The organism is Lederbergia lenta NBRC 16444, assembly GCF_001591545.1.
Lineage (GTDB): Bacteria > Bacillota > Bacilli > Bacillales > Bacillaceae_C > Lederbergia > Lederbergia lenta.
This window is the reverse complement of record NZ_BCVC01000008.1, coordinates 78,500-99,295: the sequence shown is the minus strand read 5'-3', so window position 1 is coordinate 99,295 and position 20,796 is coordinate 78,500. Positions and strand designations below refer to the sequence as shown.

The window sequence follows — 20,796 nt, the reverse complement described above, 5'->3', positions numbered from 1 at the left end:
GGTCAATCCATAAAACCGAATGAAACTAAAAAACCAAATGAAATAAAAGATCCTAAGCCAGGTAAATTGGAAGACGGAAAGAAACTCCCTAATACAGCAACAAACACATATAATCTATTTTTAATAGGGGGCCTCCTTCTATTACTAGGAATTGGTTTATTTATTTTTCATAGAAGAAAAGACTTAAATTAAAAAGAGCACAAGCAGGGTGTTAAACAATACGAGAGTGAGAACCAAGGAGATCTCCTGATATTGATGAGGTAGCAAGTTTAGTTATAAGCCTCCCTTATTTGCACACAAGATCTATAAGAGCCGTTACTCTAGAGCTTTTTTCTATAAAGACATTATAGGGATAGCAGGATTCTTCCTTTCTGCAATCATGGAGCTTAAGATGAAGGAGGAAGAATTCATTATTTATGAAAATATCATGACGAAAAGACCTTGCTAGCAAAGTGATGCTAGCAAGGTCTTTTCATTTATATTGTTCCATGTATTTATAAATAGCAGACTTTAAATGCCCACTTTCATTCGCTATATATGTATGCGCCTCAGCGACATCCGACTTTGTCATTCCTATAAAAATCGCGGTCTTTAAATCATAGTTAGCCTTTTGAAGTAATGTCTTTGCTTCAACTTCTGTTACTCCGGCCAATTCGATCAAAGTTCTTTCAGCGCGTTTATGCAACTTTTTATTGATTAATTGCATATCTACCATCTGATTTTTATATACTTTTCCTAAACGAACCATCGTGCCCGTAGAAATAATATTTAAGGCCGTTTTTTGTGCTGTACCCGCCTTTAATCTCGTGGAACCTCGAATTACTTCTGGTCCTACAACGACTTCAATTCCACAATCACTTAGTTCTGATGAAATGGTGCCCTCGTTACAACTAATTGAAATAGTAGTTCCACCTATGTCGTTAGCAAATTTAATAGCAGATAATACATATGGTGTTGATCCGCTAGCAGTTACACCAATTACTACGTCTAACTCGCAAAAGTTATATGCCCCTAGTAAATCAATTAGATTTTCATCATCTTCATGTTCTTCTAAAGGCTTCCACATTGCTTCGTAACCACCAGCAATTATTCCAATCCATCGAGATTCATCAATGGAATAGGTCGGACCTAATTCTGCTGCATCAAGTACCCCTAATCTACCACTTGTACCGGCCCCAACTACAAATACCCTTCCGCCTTTCTTCCATTGCTCAACAATAAGATCTATCGACCTAGCAATATCAGGCATTGCCTGCTTTACTCCTTGATATATTACCCTATCTTCTTCCACCATTAAAGAAACAATATCTGCTGATGACAACTCGTCAATGTTCATGCTATTTTTATTAACTAGCTCTGTTACGTTATTACTCATCGCCTTCACCTCGATAATCAAAATCGTTTCAGGTCAATCATAAATTTATATCTATCAGCGCGATAGGAGGATTTTACCACTTCAAAACTCACTTTGTTTTCCAAAGTAGTAGTCCGTTGCATTAATAGAATTGGTGAGTTTTTTGGTATTTGAAGATGTTCAACTTCTTCTTCATTAGCAATCGCAGCTTCAATAATTTGGACTCCACCCGAAATCTTTAGCTTTAAGGTATTTTCAATAAATTCATATAGAGAATGTTTTACAATTTCCTCATTTAATCCTTGAACCCTGTCTGCAGAGATATATGTTCGCTCCAATGCCATCGGAATTCCTTCTGCTAAACGTATCCGCTTTATTTCATATATAAGATCTTGTTCATTTATACCAAGCTGTTCTGCTATATCATTATCAGCAGGAATGATATCAAAACTAAGTAACTTTACTCCCGCTTTCATTCCCCTAACCTTCATATCTTCGGAAAAGCTAGTTAAACCTTGTAATTTTTGCTCCAGCTTTTGCTCCATTACAAATGTACCCTTACCTTTAACTCTATATAGAATGCGTTCATTCACAAGGTTTGTTATCGCTTGTCGGACTGTCATTCTACTAATACCATATATCTCTCCATATTCTCTTTCAGAGGGAAGAGAATCCCCAGGATTTAAATCCCCCTTTTCAATTAGCTTTTTAATATGCTCTTCCAATTGATAATAAATAGGGATCGGGGAAGACTTGTCAATCATATAATTTCTCCTCTCAAACGAATCTTGCTCTATACACACTTTTAAGAATATTATAACATAAAAGAAAGATGAGCTTACATACTTATCTTATCATTCAATAGTATAGTTGTCTATATATGTAATTGTATGCTTCCTCTTACTTTTTATTGCCCCAGAAATCCCCGCACCCATTACTTTCCCGATATAATTATAACCTTATTCTATCCATTACTTATGCAGAGACTTGGCTCGATAGATGATCTAAATAAAGAGATACTTATTTATAGATGTAGGCTAAACTAAGTTATAAATATTTTAATTACATTTCATGAAAAAGATGTAAGGGAACATTCAGAGCTCAATTCAAAACATGCTCTCTAGCATAGTACGATTGGGAGTCTATCGTTGTCATGAAAAGACAGGAAGAAATATTATCTGCTTTACTTTTGATAGAGTGCAATCTAATTAATGTTCCTTTTCATAAAAAGAGAAATTCAATCATTCTAAGCGGCTAAATAAAATATAATGAAGCTTTCCCAAAAAAATATCTTAAAAAAGCATTATATGCCTGCCGTATAAAAAGAGTGACCATAATTTTTTTCTAGGTCACCCTTTTATTTTAATTTGTTATTATTTTTTTCCTAACTTCTTCAAATTCTCTTGCCATTTTTCTGTTTGATATTCAAGTAGCTGATCATGACCAAGATTATTGGCATTTTCGGCAGCCTTTGCAAAGATTTCAGCTACTTCTTCATCACTTTTTGCAAATAACGCTTGTGCTCTTGCTTCTTCGGCAATTTCATCAATACTTTGTAAGATTCTACCTTCTTCCGAATCTGGAAGTGGATTTATGTTTTCAAATTCTGTTCCATTTAATTGTGTTTTCCATGTTACTTCCGATTGCCAATGCGTATCCCATCTACGTTCTTCCTCAGGTAGCGAAGCTGTGAACTTTGCCTTGGCAGTATCTAGGAAATTCGAGTTTCCGTTCCACTGAAAGTTACCTGTATCAACATCAATTTTTGCAAGACCTTCTGGGTCATTTACATATTCATCCGTAAATTGTGGAAGACCTTCCTCATCAAAACCATCCCAATACTTACCTTCTGGTCCAAAGATCAAGGAAGTTTGCCCCTCAGGACCTGTTAACCAATCTAGAAAAGCAAAAACTTTTTCAGGATCTTTTGCATCTTTAGTAATAACACTAACATTCCAACCCATCATGCTGTAATCACCTGGATAGATTTTATTCTTGTCCAATCCTTCTTTGGCGATAGGCCAAATATAAAAATAGCCACTGTCGGGATCTTCCTTCAACATATTATAGTGACCGACACTTGCAAATTCGGTTGGACTTGCTGCAGCATAAACAGCAACTTTACCACCCGTTACTTTTGCTGTAACCATGTCTATATCTTGGGACAAGGCATCTTGTGTAATTAATTTCTCTCGGAATAATTTACTTGCATATTGCTGTGACTCAATATATTCTGGACTGGTGAAAATTGATGATAGCTTCTCCCCATCCGTTACTGCATGTCTTCGGATATCCCCTGGAGAGCTGTCTTCTGTAAATGCAGAATATAAGACACTAACACCTTGTCCGTCTATATGAGTTTCAAATGGTGTTACATCTGGAAATTTTTCTTTCACAGTTTTTAGATACTCGTATAAATCATCTGTTGTTTCAAGTTTAGGTGAACCCAATTCTTCATAAATACCTTTATGGACGACATAGCCAGCGTTACCAAATGGTTGTGAATTATACCAGTTTGGGAATTGGTATAGTTTTCCGTCATCAGAACGAAGCATATTAATACCCGCTTCACCAAACCAGTCTCTTAAATTCGTATACTTATCTAAATAATCATCTAAAGGAACTAACACATCGCCTTGACGTAATCTCTCTACATCTGCCCCTTTATCGGTCCAGATGAAATCAGGTAAATCTTGGCCTGCTATCAAAGTACTTAATCTTTGAGCGGCTTCCCCACCGCCATCAATAGCGGTAATGTTTACTTTTTTGTTCTCTTTAATCCATTCTGATGATATATCTTCGCCCCAGGGTGGCATTGTATACCAGTCATAATTTCCAAACATCGTAATATCTAATTGTTCTTCTCCTAACACAAATGGCTTATCATTATTTTCACTGGACTTTTCTGTTTCTGAGCTTTTCCCATCCCCGTCTTCTTCATTGGATGCCCCTTTCGTACAACCAACCATTACAGCGAGTACCAAAAGCATTGACGTAAGCAATAACCAATATTTGCTTGTCTTTTTCAATTTCCCTTCCCCCTCTTATATAGAGTTATATATTTAAAGCTTTCACTTTAAATCATAGTTAGGCCTACTCTTTCAATGATCCAATTAATACACCTTTTACAAAATACTTCTGTACAAATGGATAAACCATAATAATAGGTAGTGTAGCAACTACCATAATAGCCATCGATAGTGATTTTCCGGTTACCGTTGTAAGTTTCGCCATATGAGCAGCAGCTCCCGCATCAATTTGGCTCATTGATTGGCTTACCGTATTGGCCTTTAATACTTTTTGTAACAAGGTTTGAATTGGTATTAAATTTTCAGAAGTTATATAAATACTTGGAAAAAACCAGTCGTTCCAATGATAAACAGCAGTAAATAAAGATAAAGTTGCAATAACAGGTCCAGAAAGCGGAAGTACAATTCTAAAGAAGGTAGACCAATAACCACAACCATCCATTTTTGCAGACTCTTCTAGACCTGCAGGTAATTGTTGAAAAAATGTTCTAAAAATAATCATATTCCAAACCATTATGAGTGTAGGAATAATCATTACCCAAAATGAATCCATTAAACCAAGCCCACGTACTAATAAGAATGTCGGTATTAAACCTCCACTAAAAAACATTGTAATTAAACAAAATATCATATAATATTTACGGCCAATCAGTTCCTTTTTTGATAACCCATAAGCTAAAAGAGCTGTAGCTAGAACTGATAGAACGGTACCAATTCCAGTTCTTAATATTGAAATAACGAAGGCATTAACAAGTCTTTTATCCTTAAAAACAAGCTCATAGTTTGCAAGCGTAAATTCCCGTGGCCAAAAGGTGATACCTCCTAGCATTGTGTCTTGTCCACTGTTAAAGGATATAACAAGAGAATTCCAAAATGGATAAAATGTTACAAAGGCCAAAAGTAATAGCAGCACATGTATAATTATCGACATCACTTTATCGCCAAAACTTAACTTTAACAACGTGTCTCACCCCAATTCCTCTTAGCACTTACCATAGGCTGTTATCACTTCTCCGAGCAATCTGGTTGGCTATTGTAAGTAATCCAACACTGATCACTGCCTTAAATAGTCCGATTGCTGTCGCATATGAATATAACGAATTACTAATACCTACTCGATAAACATATGTATCAATAACATCTGACACAGGTCTTAGCACTGCGTTAGAACCTAATAATAAAAGATCTTCAAATCCAGCATTCAGTAGGTTACCTATCTCCAAAATCAAGAAGATCACAATAATCGGCATAATAGATGGAATCGTAATTAAGAAAATCTGTTTTAATTTACTCGCCCCATCTAACGCTGCAGCCTCATACAATTGTGGATCTACCCCAGAAATAGCCGCGATATAAACAATCGAAGCAAATCCAATTGATTTCCACAAATTTGTGGATATTAGAATAGTCCAAAAATACTCCGGAATTGATAAGAAGTTAATAGGCTCATTTATTAATCCTATTTTCTCCAATAGAATATTTAAGCTACCACTCTCCGTCGCTAATATAGATGTTGCAAACCCTGCAACAATAACCCAAGACAAAAAGTGTGGTAAATAGGTAATTGTTTGTACTGTTCGTTTAAACATCATGTTTCTGACCTCATTCAGCATTAAAGCTAGAATGATAGGTGCCGGAAAGCCAATTAATATTTTTAAACCACTTATAGCGATTGTGTTTCTCATAATTTCAAAGAATCGAGAATCATTAAAAAACATTACAAAATGCTTAATACCTACCCATTCACTATCTGACATCCCTTTAAAAATATTAAAGTCTTGGAAGGCCATCAATACACCATACATAGGAAAGTAGTTAAAAACTAAAATAAATAACAATCCCGGGATAACCATCATCTGAAGTTCCCACTGTTTAAAAATACGTGTAAAGAGTTTTTTCTTCTTTTTCTCTAATATAGGACTCAATGTCTTTTCTGCTTTTAGTTGTGGCAAATATTCCCCCTCCTTCCCTTTGTAATCGCTATCAGCACTTCCAGTCTTAAGTTCCTCTCGTTGTCGAGATAACTATACCAATTATCATAAGAATATTCAATACATTTTTAAAATTTACATTTATAATTTATTAATGACGATTTAAACCCAAGATTTCTTCTTCATTATTCATCTAATGAGATTACTTTATTACTAAACATGCCAATAGTCACCTCAATTAATAAGTAAAAATAACCAAGCCCTTTTACCCAATTTATTAAATCTTCAGAAATATTGTTGCTAATTATTTTCTTGTATGTTTATCTTGAAGAGAATAGAGATTGAATAAAACTGCGAGAAGGGAGGTATAGACATCCAGTACTCTATAAATATTCAAACCTATTCACTATAAAATAAATTTATAAAGGGAGAGTTGAAATGGAGATTCGTTCTATAAATATAAAACCTATATTTATTGTAATTGGTACACTTATTATGTTAGCGCTGACAATGGCATTTGTTGGTAAAGCTTCTGCCCACGGATATGTAGATTCCCCAGCGAGCAGAGCTTTACTTTGTAAACAAGGAGTAAACAAGGATTGCGGAGCAGTAGTTTATGAACCACAAAGTTTAGAAGCTCCAGGTAATTTTCCTAACGCAGGACCTGCTGATGGGCAAATAGCTAGTGCAGGCGGTGTTTTTCCTAAACTAGATGAACAATCAACTAATCGTTGGGCAAAGGTTCCAATGACAAGTGGTGCAAATACTTTTAGCTGGAATTTAACAGCTGCTCATGCAACAGATAAATGGCAATACTATATTACAAAAGAAAATTGGGATCCAAATTCTCCATTGAAACGCTCAGATCTTGAACTATTCTGTACAATTGATGATGGTGGGAAGCGCCCTCCTTTTCAAGTCAGCCATGATTGTGTAGTTCCAGAGCGTACTGGATATCATGTAATTTTAGCATATTGGGAAGTGTATGATACGGCCAATGCTTTCTATAACGTAATTGATGCTAATTTCGATGGTGACTTTGTTGAGCCGGAAGAACCCAAAGAACCAGAAATCCCTAGTGAGCCTGGAGAGGGCGAAGATAATGACAATACTGTTCCTGCATGGGATGCAGCTGCAGTTTACTTAAAGGGTAATAAAGTGAGCTATAACGGTTCTACTTACGAGGCACAATGGTGGACTCAAAACGAAGTTCCAGGAGAGTCGTCTGTTTGGAAACTAGTTAATAATGATGACGATAATGGAGAGGAAAATGACAATCCAGTTAATACTTGGGACGCTAGTAAAGCATACTTGGGCGGTGATAAGGTGATTTATAACGGCATCCTTTATCAAGCACTGTGGTGGACTCAAGGTGATCAACCTGGTTCTAACAGCGCATGGTTAGCAGTATAGTCAACTAGTTATAAAATTCACAATAGTGGCTTGCCCTTACTATTTTAGTAGGGGTTGCCCTATTATATTAATATCTCATTTTCAAAAACAATTGAACTAAAATTTGATGAATTTAAGATATATCGGAATAGCAAAGGAGCAAGACATGAAAAGGTTTTTTATCTCACTGTTTGTGTTTGGATTACTGACTTCCCCGCTCTTCGCAAATGCACATGTCAAATGGTTTACAAAGGTGAATCCGGAAAAAGAAACGCTTGATACGATCCTTTCTCCTTTATTTATTATACTAACCTTCTTAACCGCGATTTTCCTAGCACTTTTAACGATATTGATACGTAAAACTGAAGATTCAGCTAGAATTAAATTATGGGAACAAAAGTATTCTAACTTTAAACATTCGCAATCCTTATTAAGATATGGAACAGCATTAGCTTTAATCATTCAAGTCACAAACGGGACATTGTTCGCCCCTGAATTCCATCTACAGCAATCATTCTCTATCATTTTAATTTGGATCGCAATTATTTGTTTACTCATACCATCCCACTATGCGACGAAAGCTAGCTCCCTTATCTTACTATGTTTATTCATTCAATATATAATAGAGAATGGACTTTTCCATATGTTGGATTACTCCTTTTATTTCGCTCTAATTCTATTTTTCTTATTGATCAAAACAAGATGGGAAAAAGCAGGCTTTCCACTTTTGTATATTATAACCGGAATATCGTTATGTTGGGTAGCTGTAGAAAAGTGGGTATACCCCAATATGACAGTCAACATTATCGAGGCATATAATGTTCCTACCTTCGGTTTTGAACCAACTATATTCATCGTTATGGCTGCTTTCATCGAATTTATTATTGGTTATTCATGGATTGCTGGAATTTTAAACCGCTCATTGGGAATTATTTTTACAATAATCTTAATCCTAACAACCATGCTTTTCGGATATGCAGAATTTATTGGCCATTTTATGATCCATGTCATACTAATTACTTTTATTCTTGAAGGAAAACCACTTTATAAAACATCTCTTAAAAGATGCCAGACTGTAACAGAGCAATGTATATTTATCTTCTGTAACTTTCTTTTGGTTATTTCAACATTTGTCTTAGTTTATTATCGCTTTGCTTAAAAGGCGCTGTATGTTAATACTATAGCTTAAAGCATCATATGCCTTGGCTAAAGATAAATTTGATAAGAAAAAAGCTTGATTATTTCTTATTGCTCATAACAAAAGGAAGTGGACTGATTCCTAATCCACTTCCTTTTGTTATGGGCAATCTATTCTTTTCTTCGCAAAATTTGTAAACATACGGGTTTACTTACAGAATATATTTGTTCTGTTTCTTGCAGACTTCCATTTTCCCTTATCTGCATCACAACAATAGAATTTGTATGTTCATTTGCTACAAGTATATATCTTTCATCTGGAACAATAGCAAAATTACGCGGCCACTCCCCTAGAGTTGAAGTTTGCTCTAGACAATCTAACTTTCCATCTTCCAATATTTTATATGCTGTAATCGAATGATGTCCTCGATTAGAAGCATATAAATAAGAACCAGAAGGAGAAACATGAATATCCGCACAATAATTTGATCCCTCATAATTCCAAGGAATCGTATCTATTGTTTGCAACCATTTTAAATTCTCTACCTTTCCATCATATGAATATACCAAAATAGTAGAGTTCAATTCATTAACAATATATAGCCGGTGTAAATGTGGGTGGAATGATATATGTCTAGGGCCAGAATTAACCGGAACCTCCACTTCATTAATTAGCACTAATTCACTTGATGCCTCATTAAATTCATATAAAAACAAACGATTTAACCCTAGATCAGCCACAGTGTACACATTAGTATTAGGTACATTTCTAATACAGTGGGGATGCGAAGTTGCATTTACCTCCGCTCCTCTGTTGGAATGAACCTTTATTTCACTCACAGGATCAATGTGACCGCTCAGCCCTAAAGGATGAACGGTTATATTCTCCCCACCATAATTAGCGGTGAATATATATTGATCACTTTCATGTACTTCTACAAAGCATGGTGAGCTTCCCTTTGTTGACTGTCTATTTAGTTCTGTCAATTTCCCAGTCACATAATCTATATCAAAACTAACAATTTTACCATTTTCTACTTCACTAACTGAATACAGACGATTTTGCGTATGATTCAATGTAACAAAGGAAGGATTCTCTACACCTGATATGGAGGCAACTTTGCTTAGTTTCCCGTCCGCTGCATTAAAGCGGAGCCAATGTATCGATTCCTCTGTTGCTTTTCCATAACTTCCAACAAACACATCATATTGATTCATTGTCATATATATTAATCCCTTTCTAAAAACCTATTAATTGTAGATTAATAAATTGGTAACACATGGAAGAATACGTTTGGTGAAGCAATACGGTAATAGTAACTACACCATCCTAGACCGGTTGACTCGGCGGTGTCTTGAGTAAAGTATAAACGTTTCTGCTCCAGTTCTTCAATACTTTTAACGCGCTGCTCAATAAAGTCACTCACTCTATGTATGGCAGTATCGATACGTGATAATAAGCCTCCATAACGAATATCGATGACTTCCCATCCAAAAGGTTTATTCATCTTAAACCATTGATTTCGATGTGCGTGGCGCAATGCCTCCACTCTCTTCGCAATCTCAGGTAATTCTACTCCTGTTATATTTTTTAATTCTTCGATATCTTGATTATCATACGCTTGTTTTAATTTTACACCAACCCCTGCCTTTAGTGCTAACACTGCTGACAGCTTTTCAGGCACCTCAAAAATATAATCTAATGCATGATCAGGATTTCTTTTTTCTTTTATCTTATCTTCTAATCGTTCATAATGCGTTTTTAAATCCAAGCCTTCTATATGCTTATCAAATAAGCCTAACAAAATATCCTGCCACAGAAGAAATTTGGAGGGATTAGTTTGATCCTTATTCCCTGACTCTACCCCAGGCGTATCATCAAGTTCATTAAGCAATAAATATGTTTCTTCATCAATACCTGTACAGAATTTGACTCTGTCCCGCAACTTATCTTTATTTAATTCCTTCGAATAGGCATGCTCTGCATACATTTGTAGTCCTAATAAAGCAGAATAGAAATTATTCTCATATCCATCATCACCCCAAAGGGTCACAAAAACATCTTGTACTCCTTCTTCCTTGCAGGCTGCCAAGGCTGCATCACTTGCATTTAACGATAAACCATAATTGGTTGCAAATGTATTCCAGACCCAAATACCACCAGCAAAAGCAGGAGTCCTTCCAAATGCTTTATGCTTACGGAGAATCTCCGTATAATGATCTTTATTTGTTTCATTGTATCTCCAATACATTAATTGAACATTTTTAGGTGTGTTCTCAATAATATAATCCGGTATTTCCGTTTCGGCGCTATATTGGTCACCTGTGGTGGATGCTAGTTTAAGAAACATATCGCTCCACATCATTACTTCTAATCCTTGCTTTTCGGTTATGTCCAGAACTCTCCCTAGGTGTTCTGACATTAGCTCAAAACGTGGCTTATATCCATTTTTATTTAAATAAATCCCTCGGCCAACCTCTTCTGCTTCATCCATACCAATATGTATTCTATTACTTCGAAACGGAGCGGATGCAGAAGCAATCATATTTTCAATAAATGTATATGTTTTTTCGCTTTCTAATAGCAAGGCCCCTCTTGTATCTTTGTAATGGGACACAGCACTCCATTTCAAAAATTCCTCTAAATGGGCTAAAGTTTGAATACACGGAATTAGTTCTATCCCATACTGATCAGCATAATCATCAAGATCCTTTAGTTCCTCTTGAGAGTATCTTCCACGCATATAACCAAAATATGGTTCACTCTTCATTTCAAACGTATCTTCCATATAAAGCATGGTAGAGTTGAAACCCATAAGGGCAAGCTTTCGTATAATCCCTTTAAAACTATCAATGTTCATTACCGCATTTCTTGATAGGTCAAACATAGGACCAACTGATGAAAATTGCGGCTCTTCTTTCAAGTGAAATGAAGCCTTCTTTTTCTGCAAATGCTCTAATAGCAAACCAAATGCTCTAAAAAAGTGAACCTTTTCACTATAGATAATTTTACCTTCTCCTGCTTCTAATGAAACATCTAAACCTATCTCATCCTGCTGTTCTACTGTTATCGGAATACCATCTTTTGAAATAGTAAACCCTAATTCCTTTTGATACTCTTCTACACTTTTAATTAATGGAGAAAATTCACCTGTAAATGTAATATTCAATTTAACCTGTCCCCTTTAAACATGAATTTTTACTAATTAATTCACCCTTTAACAGATCCAGCAGTTGCCCCTTTTTCAAATGTGTTTTGAGCAAATAAATAAAATATAACAACAGGGATTACTGTCATTGTAATCGCAGCCGTCATTAAGCCATAATCTGTACCGTACTGTGAGCTTACATAGGATAGTAATACTACTATTGGACGCACACTTTCATGCTCTACAAATACTAGCGATGAGAACAAATCATTATATGACCATAGAAATACAAATGTTGCTACTGTACCGAATGCCGGTAACGATATTGGCAAAAACACCTTGAAAAACATCTGCCAGCGATTACATCCATCTATTACAGATGCTTCTTCCAATTCTCTAGGTATGGTAGCCATGTATCCACTAATCACGAGAATAGCAAATGGTAAATTTCCAGCAGTCTGTGGAATAATTAATCCCAAATATGTATTAACTAAACCAAAGTCAATCATCATTCTGTAAACAGGAACAATGGTAGCAAATGCTGGGATCAGTAAACTAGCTATTAAAATAGTTTGGAGAAATGCTCTTAATTTAAAATTCATTCTAGCCATAACAAAAGATGCTAATCCGCCAAAAAATAGTACTAAAAATACTACTGACCCCGAAATTATAATACTATTTAAGTAACTCTTACCTATATTAACTGTATTAAAGGCATTAATATAATTCTGAAATGTGGGATCAGCTGGTATACCAAAAGTGTTATTTATGATCTCCCTAGATTGTTTAAAGGAGTTAAGAATAACCCATAGTAAAGGGAAAATAGTTGATACTGCCCATATTGATAATAGAATGTAAACAAATAATTTTCCGAATTTAGATTTGATTAAGTATTTCTCCTGAAATTTCTCCCAATAAGTAAGTTGGTTCATCTTCTTATTCATGTTCAAGTTTTCATTCAAAGCTTTTCACCGCTCTTTTTACTTAGTATGTGACTTCTTCAGACTTTAATAGTTTATTCGTAACAAACGCTAGCAATAGACCAATAACTACCATAAGAACTGCTAACGTTGCCCCGTAACCAACATTTGAATCCACAAATGCCTTTTGATACATATAGGTACCTAACACTTCCGAAGATCTCGCAGGACCTCCTCTTGTAATGATATATACAAGCTCAAATATTTTTAGTGATCCTGTGATCGCCAAAATCAAACATGTTTTTATATCACCCACTATGAGCGGAATTGTAATCTTAGTTAATTTTTGAAAACCTGTAATGCCTTCAAGTGTAGCAGCTTCATAAAAATCATCTGGGATCTTACCAATCGCTGTTAAAAAAATAACGAAGTAAAACCCTACGTAGCTCCATATAGTGGGAATTGCAACCATATATAGGGAAGACTGTTCCGTTAGCCATAACACACGTTCTAATCCAAGACTTACTAAAATTTCATTTAACAAACCATTCCGGTAATTATAAATTAATGTGAACAACAAGCCGATTGCTGCGCCTGAGATAACGACTGGAAAGAAAAATGTCGTTCTGAAAAAACGTGCACCATGTTTTATTGAATCTACCATTACAGCTAGAATTAAAGCGATCCCGACCTGGAAGATCGCAACATATAGCATTAATTGTAGTGAGTTTAAAGTTGCCCCTCTAGCTATTTCATCTGACAACAACCTACGATAGTTATCTAGTCCAGTAAAGGTAGAGTTAAAAAATCCATCGGTCTTATAAAAACTTTGTACAATATTTTCAAAAAAGGGATAGTATAGAAATACCCCTGCAATTAAAAAGGCTGGTGTTAGAAAAAGAAATATAAACAGTTTGTCACCTTTCATGGGAAACTCCTTCTCTTACTTCATATTAGAAATTGCTTCACCGCTATGACAGCGGCAAAGCAATAAAACAATAATCATTGTGTTAGTTTAGTAGACTCGATTATTCCATTGCAGCTGCTTCTTCAATTACCTGTTCACCTGTTTTTGCACCACTTACGATTTCAGGTACACTTGTACGAATATGAGTAAACGCCTCAGGATTAATACGGTCATTTATTGGAGAAACTGCAGCTGGTGCTTTTGCAACTAGTTCATGGCCAGCAGCAATATTTGGGTCAACATCTGTCAATTGACCTTTAGCCGGAATTTGACCTGTCGCTTCCGCAATACGCAATATTGTTTCCTCCGATGTTAAAAAATTAAATAAATCTACAGTAGCTTCGCGTTTCTTATCATCGTTAAATGCTTTCGTGCTGATAAACCAGCCTTGTGAAGCACCACCTACTAATTCACCAGTTTCCCCGTCACCAAAAATCGGCATTGGTAAAACAGTTACATTATCAGCAATTTCTGCTTCCTTAATTCCACCCCACGCCCATGAACCTTCAAACATCATGGCCGCTTGTTCTTGGTGGAATAAGTTCTGTGCCATTGTAAGATCGATTGTAGCCGCATCTTTAGGGAAGGCACCTAATTTTTCATGCTTAGCTATCACATCTAGTCCTTCAGCCCATTTAGGATTTTTATCAGCTAATTCAGCGCCATAATTGTCCATTCCACCTGCAGCTAATGCATAATGCTCAACTACATAATAAGAATCCTCTGTTGAAGCAGCAACTGGGATAATATCAGTTTTTGCAAATTCCTCAATCGCCTTTTCGTATAATTCCCAAGTAGTAGGAAGTTCAATACCATGCTCTTCAAAAAGCTTTTTATTTACGAACAATGCTTCATAGAAACCTGTTTGTGGAGCTGCATAAAGCTTACCATCTTCATTTCTTTGTTGTTCTAACATCGAATTATAGCCATCAAGATTTATACCTTCAGAGTTTTCAAGATCAATAACCTTGCCCTCTTTAATTATTCCTTCTGCATCAACTGTGTTGAAATAAAACATAAGCTCTGGTTCATTATCGGAAGAAAAGTCGGTATTAACTTTTGTACGAATCGTTCCACCATCAGCTGATTGGGACTCATTCGTAATTTTTATATGCTTATTCTCATTTTGGAACTCTTTTAATACCTCTTCAAATACTTCGCCAGCTGGATCTGTTCCAGCCATCGTTGTAACAACGCGGATATTAATCTCATCCTTTTTCGAGGATGTGTCACCGCTTCCATTTGAATTATTTTTGTCTCCACCTGTTTTATCTCCACCACAAGCAGCTAGGAGCACAAGCATCAGTGACATGATAAGCACTAAAAAACCAAACTTTTTCTCTTTCATTATAAATCCCCCTTATTTTTTAAAACTCGACAATTATGTACAGTTGTCTATACAGATAGTATACCAATTTATAACAAAGGTCAATTGTTTTTGTCCCTTTTTTATTAAATTTTAAATCTATCAATAATTCCTTCTAATTTATTTGCAAATTGTTTTAATTCCTTTGCAGCTTCAGTCAAACTTTCCATCGTTGATTGGGTTTGTTGGATAGCATAAGAAGAGTTTTCTACTCCAGCGGCAGATTGGAGCGATATTGTAGAAATACTTTCTATTGCACGTTCCATTGTCTTCGATTCTTCATTGACCTCACCAACAGAAGAAATTATCCTTTGAATTCGGCTTTCCATTTCGTTGAACGTTTGTCTAATATCATTAAAAGTGTTACCAGTTACCTTGATTTGTTCTGTACCCATTTGGACTTGATCATAACTTAACTTTAAAGTCCTTGTCGCATCTGCTGAGTCGATTTGAATGGTATCTACAACTTCCTTAATATCATCAAGGGATTCCGTTACCCTTTTCGCCAACTTTCCAACTTCCGTAGCAACAACTGCAAAACCCTTTCCATATTCACCCGCTCTAGCCGCCTCAATAGATGCATTTAAAGATAATAAATTTGTCTGGCTCGCTATTTCTTGAATAATTGTAATTAAACTTGTAATTTGTTTTGTCTGGGTATTCAAATTTTCCACTTTGAATACAGCATTATGTACAGAATCATGAATTTGCCCCATCTGTCCTACTGACTCTTTCATATATTCATAACCCTTATCTGTCAAAGTCACGGCATCTCTAGAAATTTCTTTAATCATCTGTCCCTCGGTATTAGACACTTCTACCTTCTCATTTAATTGATTCACAAATTTCCTCAGATTATCTGTGGATGAAACTTGAGATTCTGATCCTAATGCCAACTGATTTAGTGTAGTGGATAAGTACATCGTATCGTTTTGAACATTTTCTGTAGCTTCCGTAAGAGTGTTACTATTTATTTGGACAATATGAGATACAGAAGCAATTGCTTTAATGGCCGTACGAATCTCTTCTCTCATGTATGCGATTGCAGTTTGAACTTTTCCAATCTCATCATTGCCATATACAACGTTTGATTCACCTCGTAACTGACCATCAGCAATAGCGTTTGCCGTGTTTGTTACATTCAACAAACTCCATTTAATATTTTTACTAAGTATAATCGTCACAAGCACACTTATGACCATAGATAATACTAAAAATATAGTAATCAAATGAATACTTTGTTTGAGGCTGCTGATTGCACTATCCATGATTTTGCTATTCTCTTGTTCCATGATCCTATTCATTTGTTCTGTAGACACTACGGCATTCGAAGTAATATTATTCGTCTTTGCTAGGCTTTTATTGGCTTCTTGATGTTCCCCTGCTTCAATTAACGGAACAATCTCTGAAAAAAAGATAAGGTCCATACGCTCGTTATAGTATACGAGGTTTTTATATAGCGTTTCCATTGTTTCACTGTCAACGAGCGCTTTCACTTCATTTGTTCTTTCTTCAAACTGCTCGACAAGATAATTATATTCCTTTAGTGGAATCTTTTGATCTTGTAAAATAAAGTTGGCAATCTCAATATTTTTCGCACGAAATAAATTGGTTAGATCAGCAATCGAATCTGCTTTTTTTCTTTCCATTGTTAAGTTTCCTAAATCATTTCTTACATCTGAAGCCTGACTAAAGGCAAGGATTAAAGAACTAGCGAAAATAGCAATTGTTATTAAAAAAGCCAAGCCTATTTTATAAGCAATACCAATATTATTTACTCTTTTCACTATCTTACTTTTCTTCATACTAGTTACGATTGAGGATGTTTCTTTACTCGTATTTTTAGAACCCCTTTTTCTTAGTTTTCTTCTCTCTCTTATAATGATTATTAAATTATTCAATCTTTTCTTTACACTCATCTTCTCCCCCCTCTTCAAGGACATACTAGATTATATACACATAATCCAGTACCTTGGATGTGGTTATTAGTGCCTATTGTAGCACACTAGTTGAATAGATGTATAGATCAATCTTGAATCCTTTTCCTATTTATATGAAAGTATTTTATATATCACAATATTAAAAGAAGCTAACGGCCTTGGTGTAATACGGCGTTAGCTTCTTTCGTTATTATCTTTGTATAATTAATTGAAATAGTTTATAAGGCCTTCAGTAATTGCATTAGCCACTTGATGTTGATAGTTCTGTGTTTTAATTGCTGATAAGTCGTGTTGATTTGTAATAAAGCCAAGTTCTAATAACAGAGAATGCTGATGGTTATTTCGCAATACATAGAAGTCTCCAAATTGGACACCATCATCTTGTAATAAAGTTTGTGAAATTAATTGATTCTGTATTGCCGATGAAATCTCCTTATCAGAGTGATGATAATAATAGGTACCGATACCTTTAGCAGTTGCGTTTTCATGAGCATTATAATGGATACTAATAAAAACACTCGAGGGGTATGATCGACTGATATCCACCCTTTTATTTACATTTATGTATTCATCACTGGACCTCGTCATAATTACATGCGCCCCAGCGTTTTTAAGCTTTTCTACAACTAATTGGGCTGTGCGAAGTGTATACTCTTTCTCAAACACTCCCCCTATTCCAATTGCACCAGGATCCTGTCCCCCATGACCTGCATCAATAATGATAGTCTGTCCGGTAAGGGCCTCATTTATTTTAGCTGCTACTTGTTGTGGAGTACTTTCCTGTGAAGTAGCCTGGGCCGATGTAGTAACGAGCCATCCTGCAATCCACGCCGATTTTCCATTATCTAAACGAACTCGTTGCCATTCGCCATTTGATTCTATTAATTTGAATTTATCTCCGTATGTAGTATAGCCAATTATTGAAAATCCTGTTCCTGGACCACTTCTTAAGCGAACCCCATCAGCCGCTACTGTCACAGATGTAGATGAACTGTCTTGAATGGTTGTTCCTTCAAATGAGGAAGATTGAAATAAAAAGTGAGATGCAATCCAGCCAGTTTGTCCATTATACTCAATTTTTGCCCAATCATATTCGACATCTAATACTTTTACAAGTGTTCCATTGGATAATGAACCAATGACCTCCGCGTCTATAGCCGGTTTTATCCTCACATTAAGTGAGCTGGCACCTACCTTATAAGATGCTTGATTTGCAAAAGTTTTTTGAGAAGAATAAGAGAAGCAAATTAGAATAACTGCCAAAAATAAAGTCGTATTAATGGTAATTTTGTTCATACAATCCTCCCTTATATATGTCTATGATTATTATCAATCTATTTAGCCAAATTTACCATTCGACAAAATTCCTATTTATATTAATCTAGAATAAACTTTCCCGTTCCTGGGTTATCAAAAGGAAACTTTTGCATTACTTATATGGGATTATCTTCTATTTAAAAATAGACAATACATCTTTATATACAATTTTTGTAAATTTATGCGCACTATATTCTCTAAGTTAAATAATTATTCTTATTTATGGAAGAAAAGTCAGCCTTATACATGGTCTTAAAATGAGTATCATAAAAAGTAGACAAGATAGAATCCAATTACAATTCTTTCTCCTCTACTAAGTTCCACACCATTTGGCGTATAGAGAGAGCTTCTAGTACTAGAAATGCTCCAAGTAACATCGTATCTCAATGATTGCAAAATCTAAATCCCATATCGCCAGAATCACAAATAATATGAATAACCATCCGATGTAAAAATTTGTTGATATCCTCTCTTACAAGAAGAATCCTTCATTATAAACACAAAATTAACACATTATATTTTAAATTAATTCCCTTATATATACCTATCAACCTATATTTCTTTTCCCTTAGTATTCATTAGCAAACTGCCACCTTGTGATTTCATCATTGTGCGAATGGCAGTTAATTTATTATAAATCATTCAACCCCTCATTCAATTTAGCCGCTTGTTGTCTAAAATAAGTAAAGAAGGCGAACCAAATGATGGCATAGATTACGATAAATATGCCGAGCATGCCGATAAAGCCCTTTACCGTAAATGGAATCCAGCCAATTACGAAAGCGGCAATGAAATAGAGCGCCGCTACACATAGGAAATGCAAAGCTGTTTGTATCGGCAGAGTCAACTTTTCATTTTCAAATAGCAAAGGTGTCACTGTAAAGAACCAGCCGCAAAAAACAGTTCCAAGAGCATTTTTCACAAGGACAGCCGAGTCTAGCATATCTTTTTCTCCTAAATAAATAACCGCGAAAATTGTAACAAGTGCTAGGAACGCACCGAAAAATATGCCCAATATGCTTCTCACCAAAAATGTTTTCATCCATTTTTCCTCCTATTCATTTTCAGTACTTCCTTAATGCCACTTACGTAAGTTCGTGAGACATATTCCTTCGCTCCAGATTTGAAGTGTACACAAAGCGTGCCGTTAAAAGAGGCTTCGAAACGGCTTAACTCATGGAGATTAGCGATGACTGACTTTGATAGCCTGATGAATTTCGTGGAAGGGAGCATTTTCTCAAGCTCATACAATTTCTCTTTCAACATAAAGGAACCTTCTGCAGTGACTGCAACAACGCCTTCATTCTCCGTGTGGAAATAATGAATTCCATCTGGCTTTAAAATATGTTGCATCTCCCCATTTTTTCCGACGAGGAATTCGATCTTCTTCCCCTTTAGAAAATCAAGAATTTCTTTTATCGAATCATCCATTTCACAGCAATGGATAGTCACTTTCGTTTCTTCATAATCGCTATCAATGTCTAATGAAACTTTCATTTTGTACATTCCCCCTGAATCGGTACTTTCTATATAGTACCATTTGAGAGCTTATTTTCTCACTTTATTCACGAAACGAGTGACCAATAGTGAAATCATTACACAGCCAATAATATAACCGATTGAAAGAAGTGAACTATTATCCATTTGCAACTTGCCATTCCATACGGTGATGAATAATTGATTCATATGATAGAGCGGATTGACGTTAGCTATTAGTTGCACAAACTTCGGCATTCGATCAATTGGCATTGTAAAACCGCCTGTAATCATACCGACCTGGAAGATAATGATGGAAAATACCAATGCACCATTCATGCTCGTGAACATGGAATAGATAGCTGATGACAAGATGAGCAATGTAGCATTCAGCAACATGAAAGTCGCAAAAGACAGCACAAAATTAAATAGTTGAAATGAAAGGTCATAGGCGATCATACCGATGAAAAACACTAAAAAATAACCGAAGCTCGTAATGATGATTGATTTTAAAATGTTTGAGAGCAATAATGTTCTCTTAGGAACGGGTGATAAGCTGATGCGCTTTTCCACGCCAATCGTACGGTTCATCACTTGGTCAAACCCGAAGGCAAAAAAGACGACGCCGAAAGTGATCAATAAGATGAAAGATGGTGTGTATGTTTCCGCATAACTTAAGTTACCCGCATAGGTGGCCCCGCCGAATAACTCTCCCATAAACAGATACGTGACTGGCGGAACTATAATTGTAAATACCAGGTAAAACAATTCTCGTGAAAACATGAGTAGGTCGTACTTTAATTGAGTCGCTAACATAA

General features: G+C 35.6%; 18 protein-coding genes. 3 read left to right on the top strand and 15 right to left on the bottom strand.

Going from position 1 to position 20,796, the window contains the following annotated elements:
- On the top strand, window positions 1-192 hold a 192-nt coding region (locus BLE01S_RS17660), incomplete at its 5' end, for an LPxTATN C-terminal sorting signal domain (RefSeq protein WP_157419509.1).
- A 280-nt stretch (window positions 193-472) separates the two neighbouring features.
- Here BLE01S_RS17660 and murQ read toward each other — a convergent pair.
- The 5 genes from murQ to BLE01S_RS17635 all read right to left on the bottom strand — a co-directional run bounded on the left by murQ (window position 473) and on the right by BLE01S_RS17635 (window position 6,335).
- Window positions 473-1,375, bottom strand: a complete 903-nt coding sequence (gene murQ, locus BLE01S_RS17655; protein ID WP_066145404.1) for an N-acetylmuramic acid 6-phosphate etherase — start codon at window positions 1,373-1,375, stop codon at window positions 473-475.
- 17 nt (window positions 1,376-1,392) lie between these two features.
- Window positions 1,393-2,118: a GntR family transcriptional regulator gene (locus BLE01S_RS17650; protein ID WP_066145402.1), complete on the bottom strand. Its 726-nt coding sequence runs from the start codon at window positions 2,116-2,118 to the stop codon at window positions 1,393-1,395.
- Window positions 2,119-2,727: 609 nt separating this feature from the next.
- Entirely contained in the window at window positions 2,728-4,344 is a 1,617-nt protein-coding gene (locus tag BLE01S_RS17645; protein WP_066145433.1) for an extracellular solute-binding protein, read from the bottom strand.
- A gap of 103 nt (window positions 4,345-4,447) precedes the next feature.
- Window positions 4,448-5,344: a carbohydrate ABC transporter permease gene (locus tag BLE01S_RS17640; protein ID WP_066145399.1), complete on the bottom strand. Its 897-nt coding sequence runs from the start codon at window positions 5,342-5,344 to the stop codon at window positions 4,448-4,450.
- A 28-nt stretch (window positions 5,345-5,372) separates the two neighbouring features.
- Window positions 5,373-6,335 (bottom strand): ABC transporter permease, encoded by a 963-nt coding sequence (locus BLE01S_RS17635; protein ID WP_066145396.1) that lies wholly within the window; start codon window positions 6,333-6,335, stop codon window positions 5,373-5,375.
- A 417-nt stretch (window positions 6,336-6,752) separates the two neighbouring features.
- Between BLE01S_RS17635 and BLE01S_RS17630 the strand changes: the two genes are divergently transcribed.
- Together BLE01S_RS17630 and BLE01S_RS17625 are read left to right on the top strand one after the other, a co-directional pair.
- Window positions 6,753-7,727, top strand: a complete 975-nt coding sequence (locus tag BLE01S_RS17630) for a lytic polysaccharide monooxygenase (protein WP_066145393.1) — start codon at window positions 6,753-6,755, stop codon at window positions 7,725-7,727.
- A gap of 145 nt (window positions 7,728-7,872) precedes the next feature.
- A complete protein-coding gene (locus tag BLE01S_RS17625; RefSeq protein WP_066145389.1) occupies window positions 7,873-8,865 on the top strand; it encodes a hypothetical protein in 993 nt (330 codons plus the stop codon).
- Between the two features lie 149 nt (window positions 8,866-9,014).
- Here BLE01S_RS17625 and BLE01S_RS17620 read toward each other — a convergent pair whose 3' ends face one another.
- The 10 genes from BLE01S_RS17620 to BLE01S_RS17575 form a co-directional block, all read right to left on the bottom strand.
- Window positions 9,015-10,067: a lactonase family protein gene (locus BLE01S_RS17620; protein ID WP_066145385.1), complete on the bottom strand. Its 1,053-nt coding sequence runs from the start codon at window positions 10,065-10,067 to the stop codon at window positions 9,015-9,017.
- Window positions 10,068-10,105: 38 nt separating this feature from the next.
- Entirely contained in the window at window positions 10,106-12,013 is a 1,908-nt protein-coding gene (locus BLE01S_RS17615) for a beta-N-acetylhexosaminidase (RefSeq protein ID WP_066145380.1), read from the bottom strand.
- A gap of 41 nt (window positions 12,014-12,054) precedes the next feature.
- Window positions 12,055-12,936 carry a carbohydrate ABC transporter permease gene (locus tag BLE01S_RS17610; RefSeq protein WP_082788805.1) on the bottom strand — a complete coding sequence of 294 codons (882 nt, stop codon included), beginning with the start codon at window positions 12,934-12,936 and terminating at the stop codon, window positions 12,055-12,057.
- Between the two features lie 40 nt (window positions 12,937-12,976).
- Window positions 12,977-13,840, bottom strand: a complete 864-nt coding sequence (locus tag BLE01S_RS17605) for a carbohydrate ABC transporter permease (protein WP_066145375.1) — start codon at window positions 13,838-13,840, stop codon at window positions 12,977-12,979.
- 100 nt (window positions 13,841-13,940) lie between these two features.
- A complete protein-coding gene (locus BLE01S_RS17600; protein WP_066145372.1) occupies window positions 13,941-15,227 on the bottom strand; it encodes an ABC transporter substrate-binding protein in 1,287 nt (428 codons plus the stop codon).
- Window positions 15,228-15,331: 104 nt separating this feature from the next.
- Entirely contained in the window at window positions 15,332-17,164 is a 1,833-nt protein-coding gene (locus tag BLE01S_RS17595; RefSeq protein WP_066145369.1) for a methyl-accepting chemotaxis protein, read from the bottom strand.
- Between the two features lie 225 nt (window positions 17,165-17,389).
- Window positions 17,390-18,481, bottom strand: coding sequence for an N-acetylmuramoyl-L-alanine amidase family protein (locus BLE01S_RS17590; RefSeq protein ID WP_066145366.1), 1,092 nt, complete (start codon window positions 18,479-18,481; stop codon window positions 17,390-17,392).
- A gap of 652 nt (window positions 18,482-19,133) precedes the next feature.
- A complete protein-coding gene (locus tag BLE01S_RS17585) occupies window positions 19,134-19,544 on the bottom strand; it encodes a DUF3021 domain-containing protein (protein ID WP_066145363.1) in 411 nt (136 codons plus the stop codon).
- Window positions 19,541-19,999 (bottom strand): LytTR family DNA-binding domain-containing protein, encoded by a 459-nt coding sequence (locus tag BLE01S_RS17580; RefSeq protein ID WP_066145360.1) that lies wholly within the window; start codon window positions 19,997-19,999, stop codon window positions 19,541-19,543. Before BLE01S_RS17580 ends, BLE01S_RS17585 begins: the two co-directional genes overlap by 4 nt.
- A 51-nt stretch (window positions 20,000-20,050) precedes the next feature.
- Window positions 20,051-20,794 (bottom strand): ABC transporter permease, encoded by a 744-nt coding sequence (locus BLE01S_RS17575; protein ID WP_066145356.1) that lies wholly within the window; start codon window positions 20,792-20,794, stop codon window positions 20,051-20,053.
- Between the last annotated feature and the right edge of the window lie 2 nt (window positions 20,795-20,796).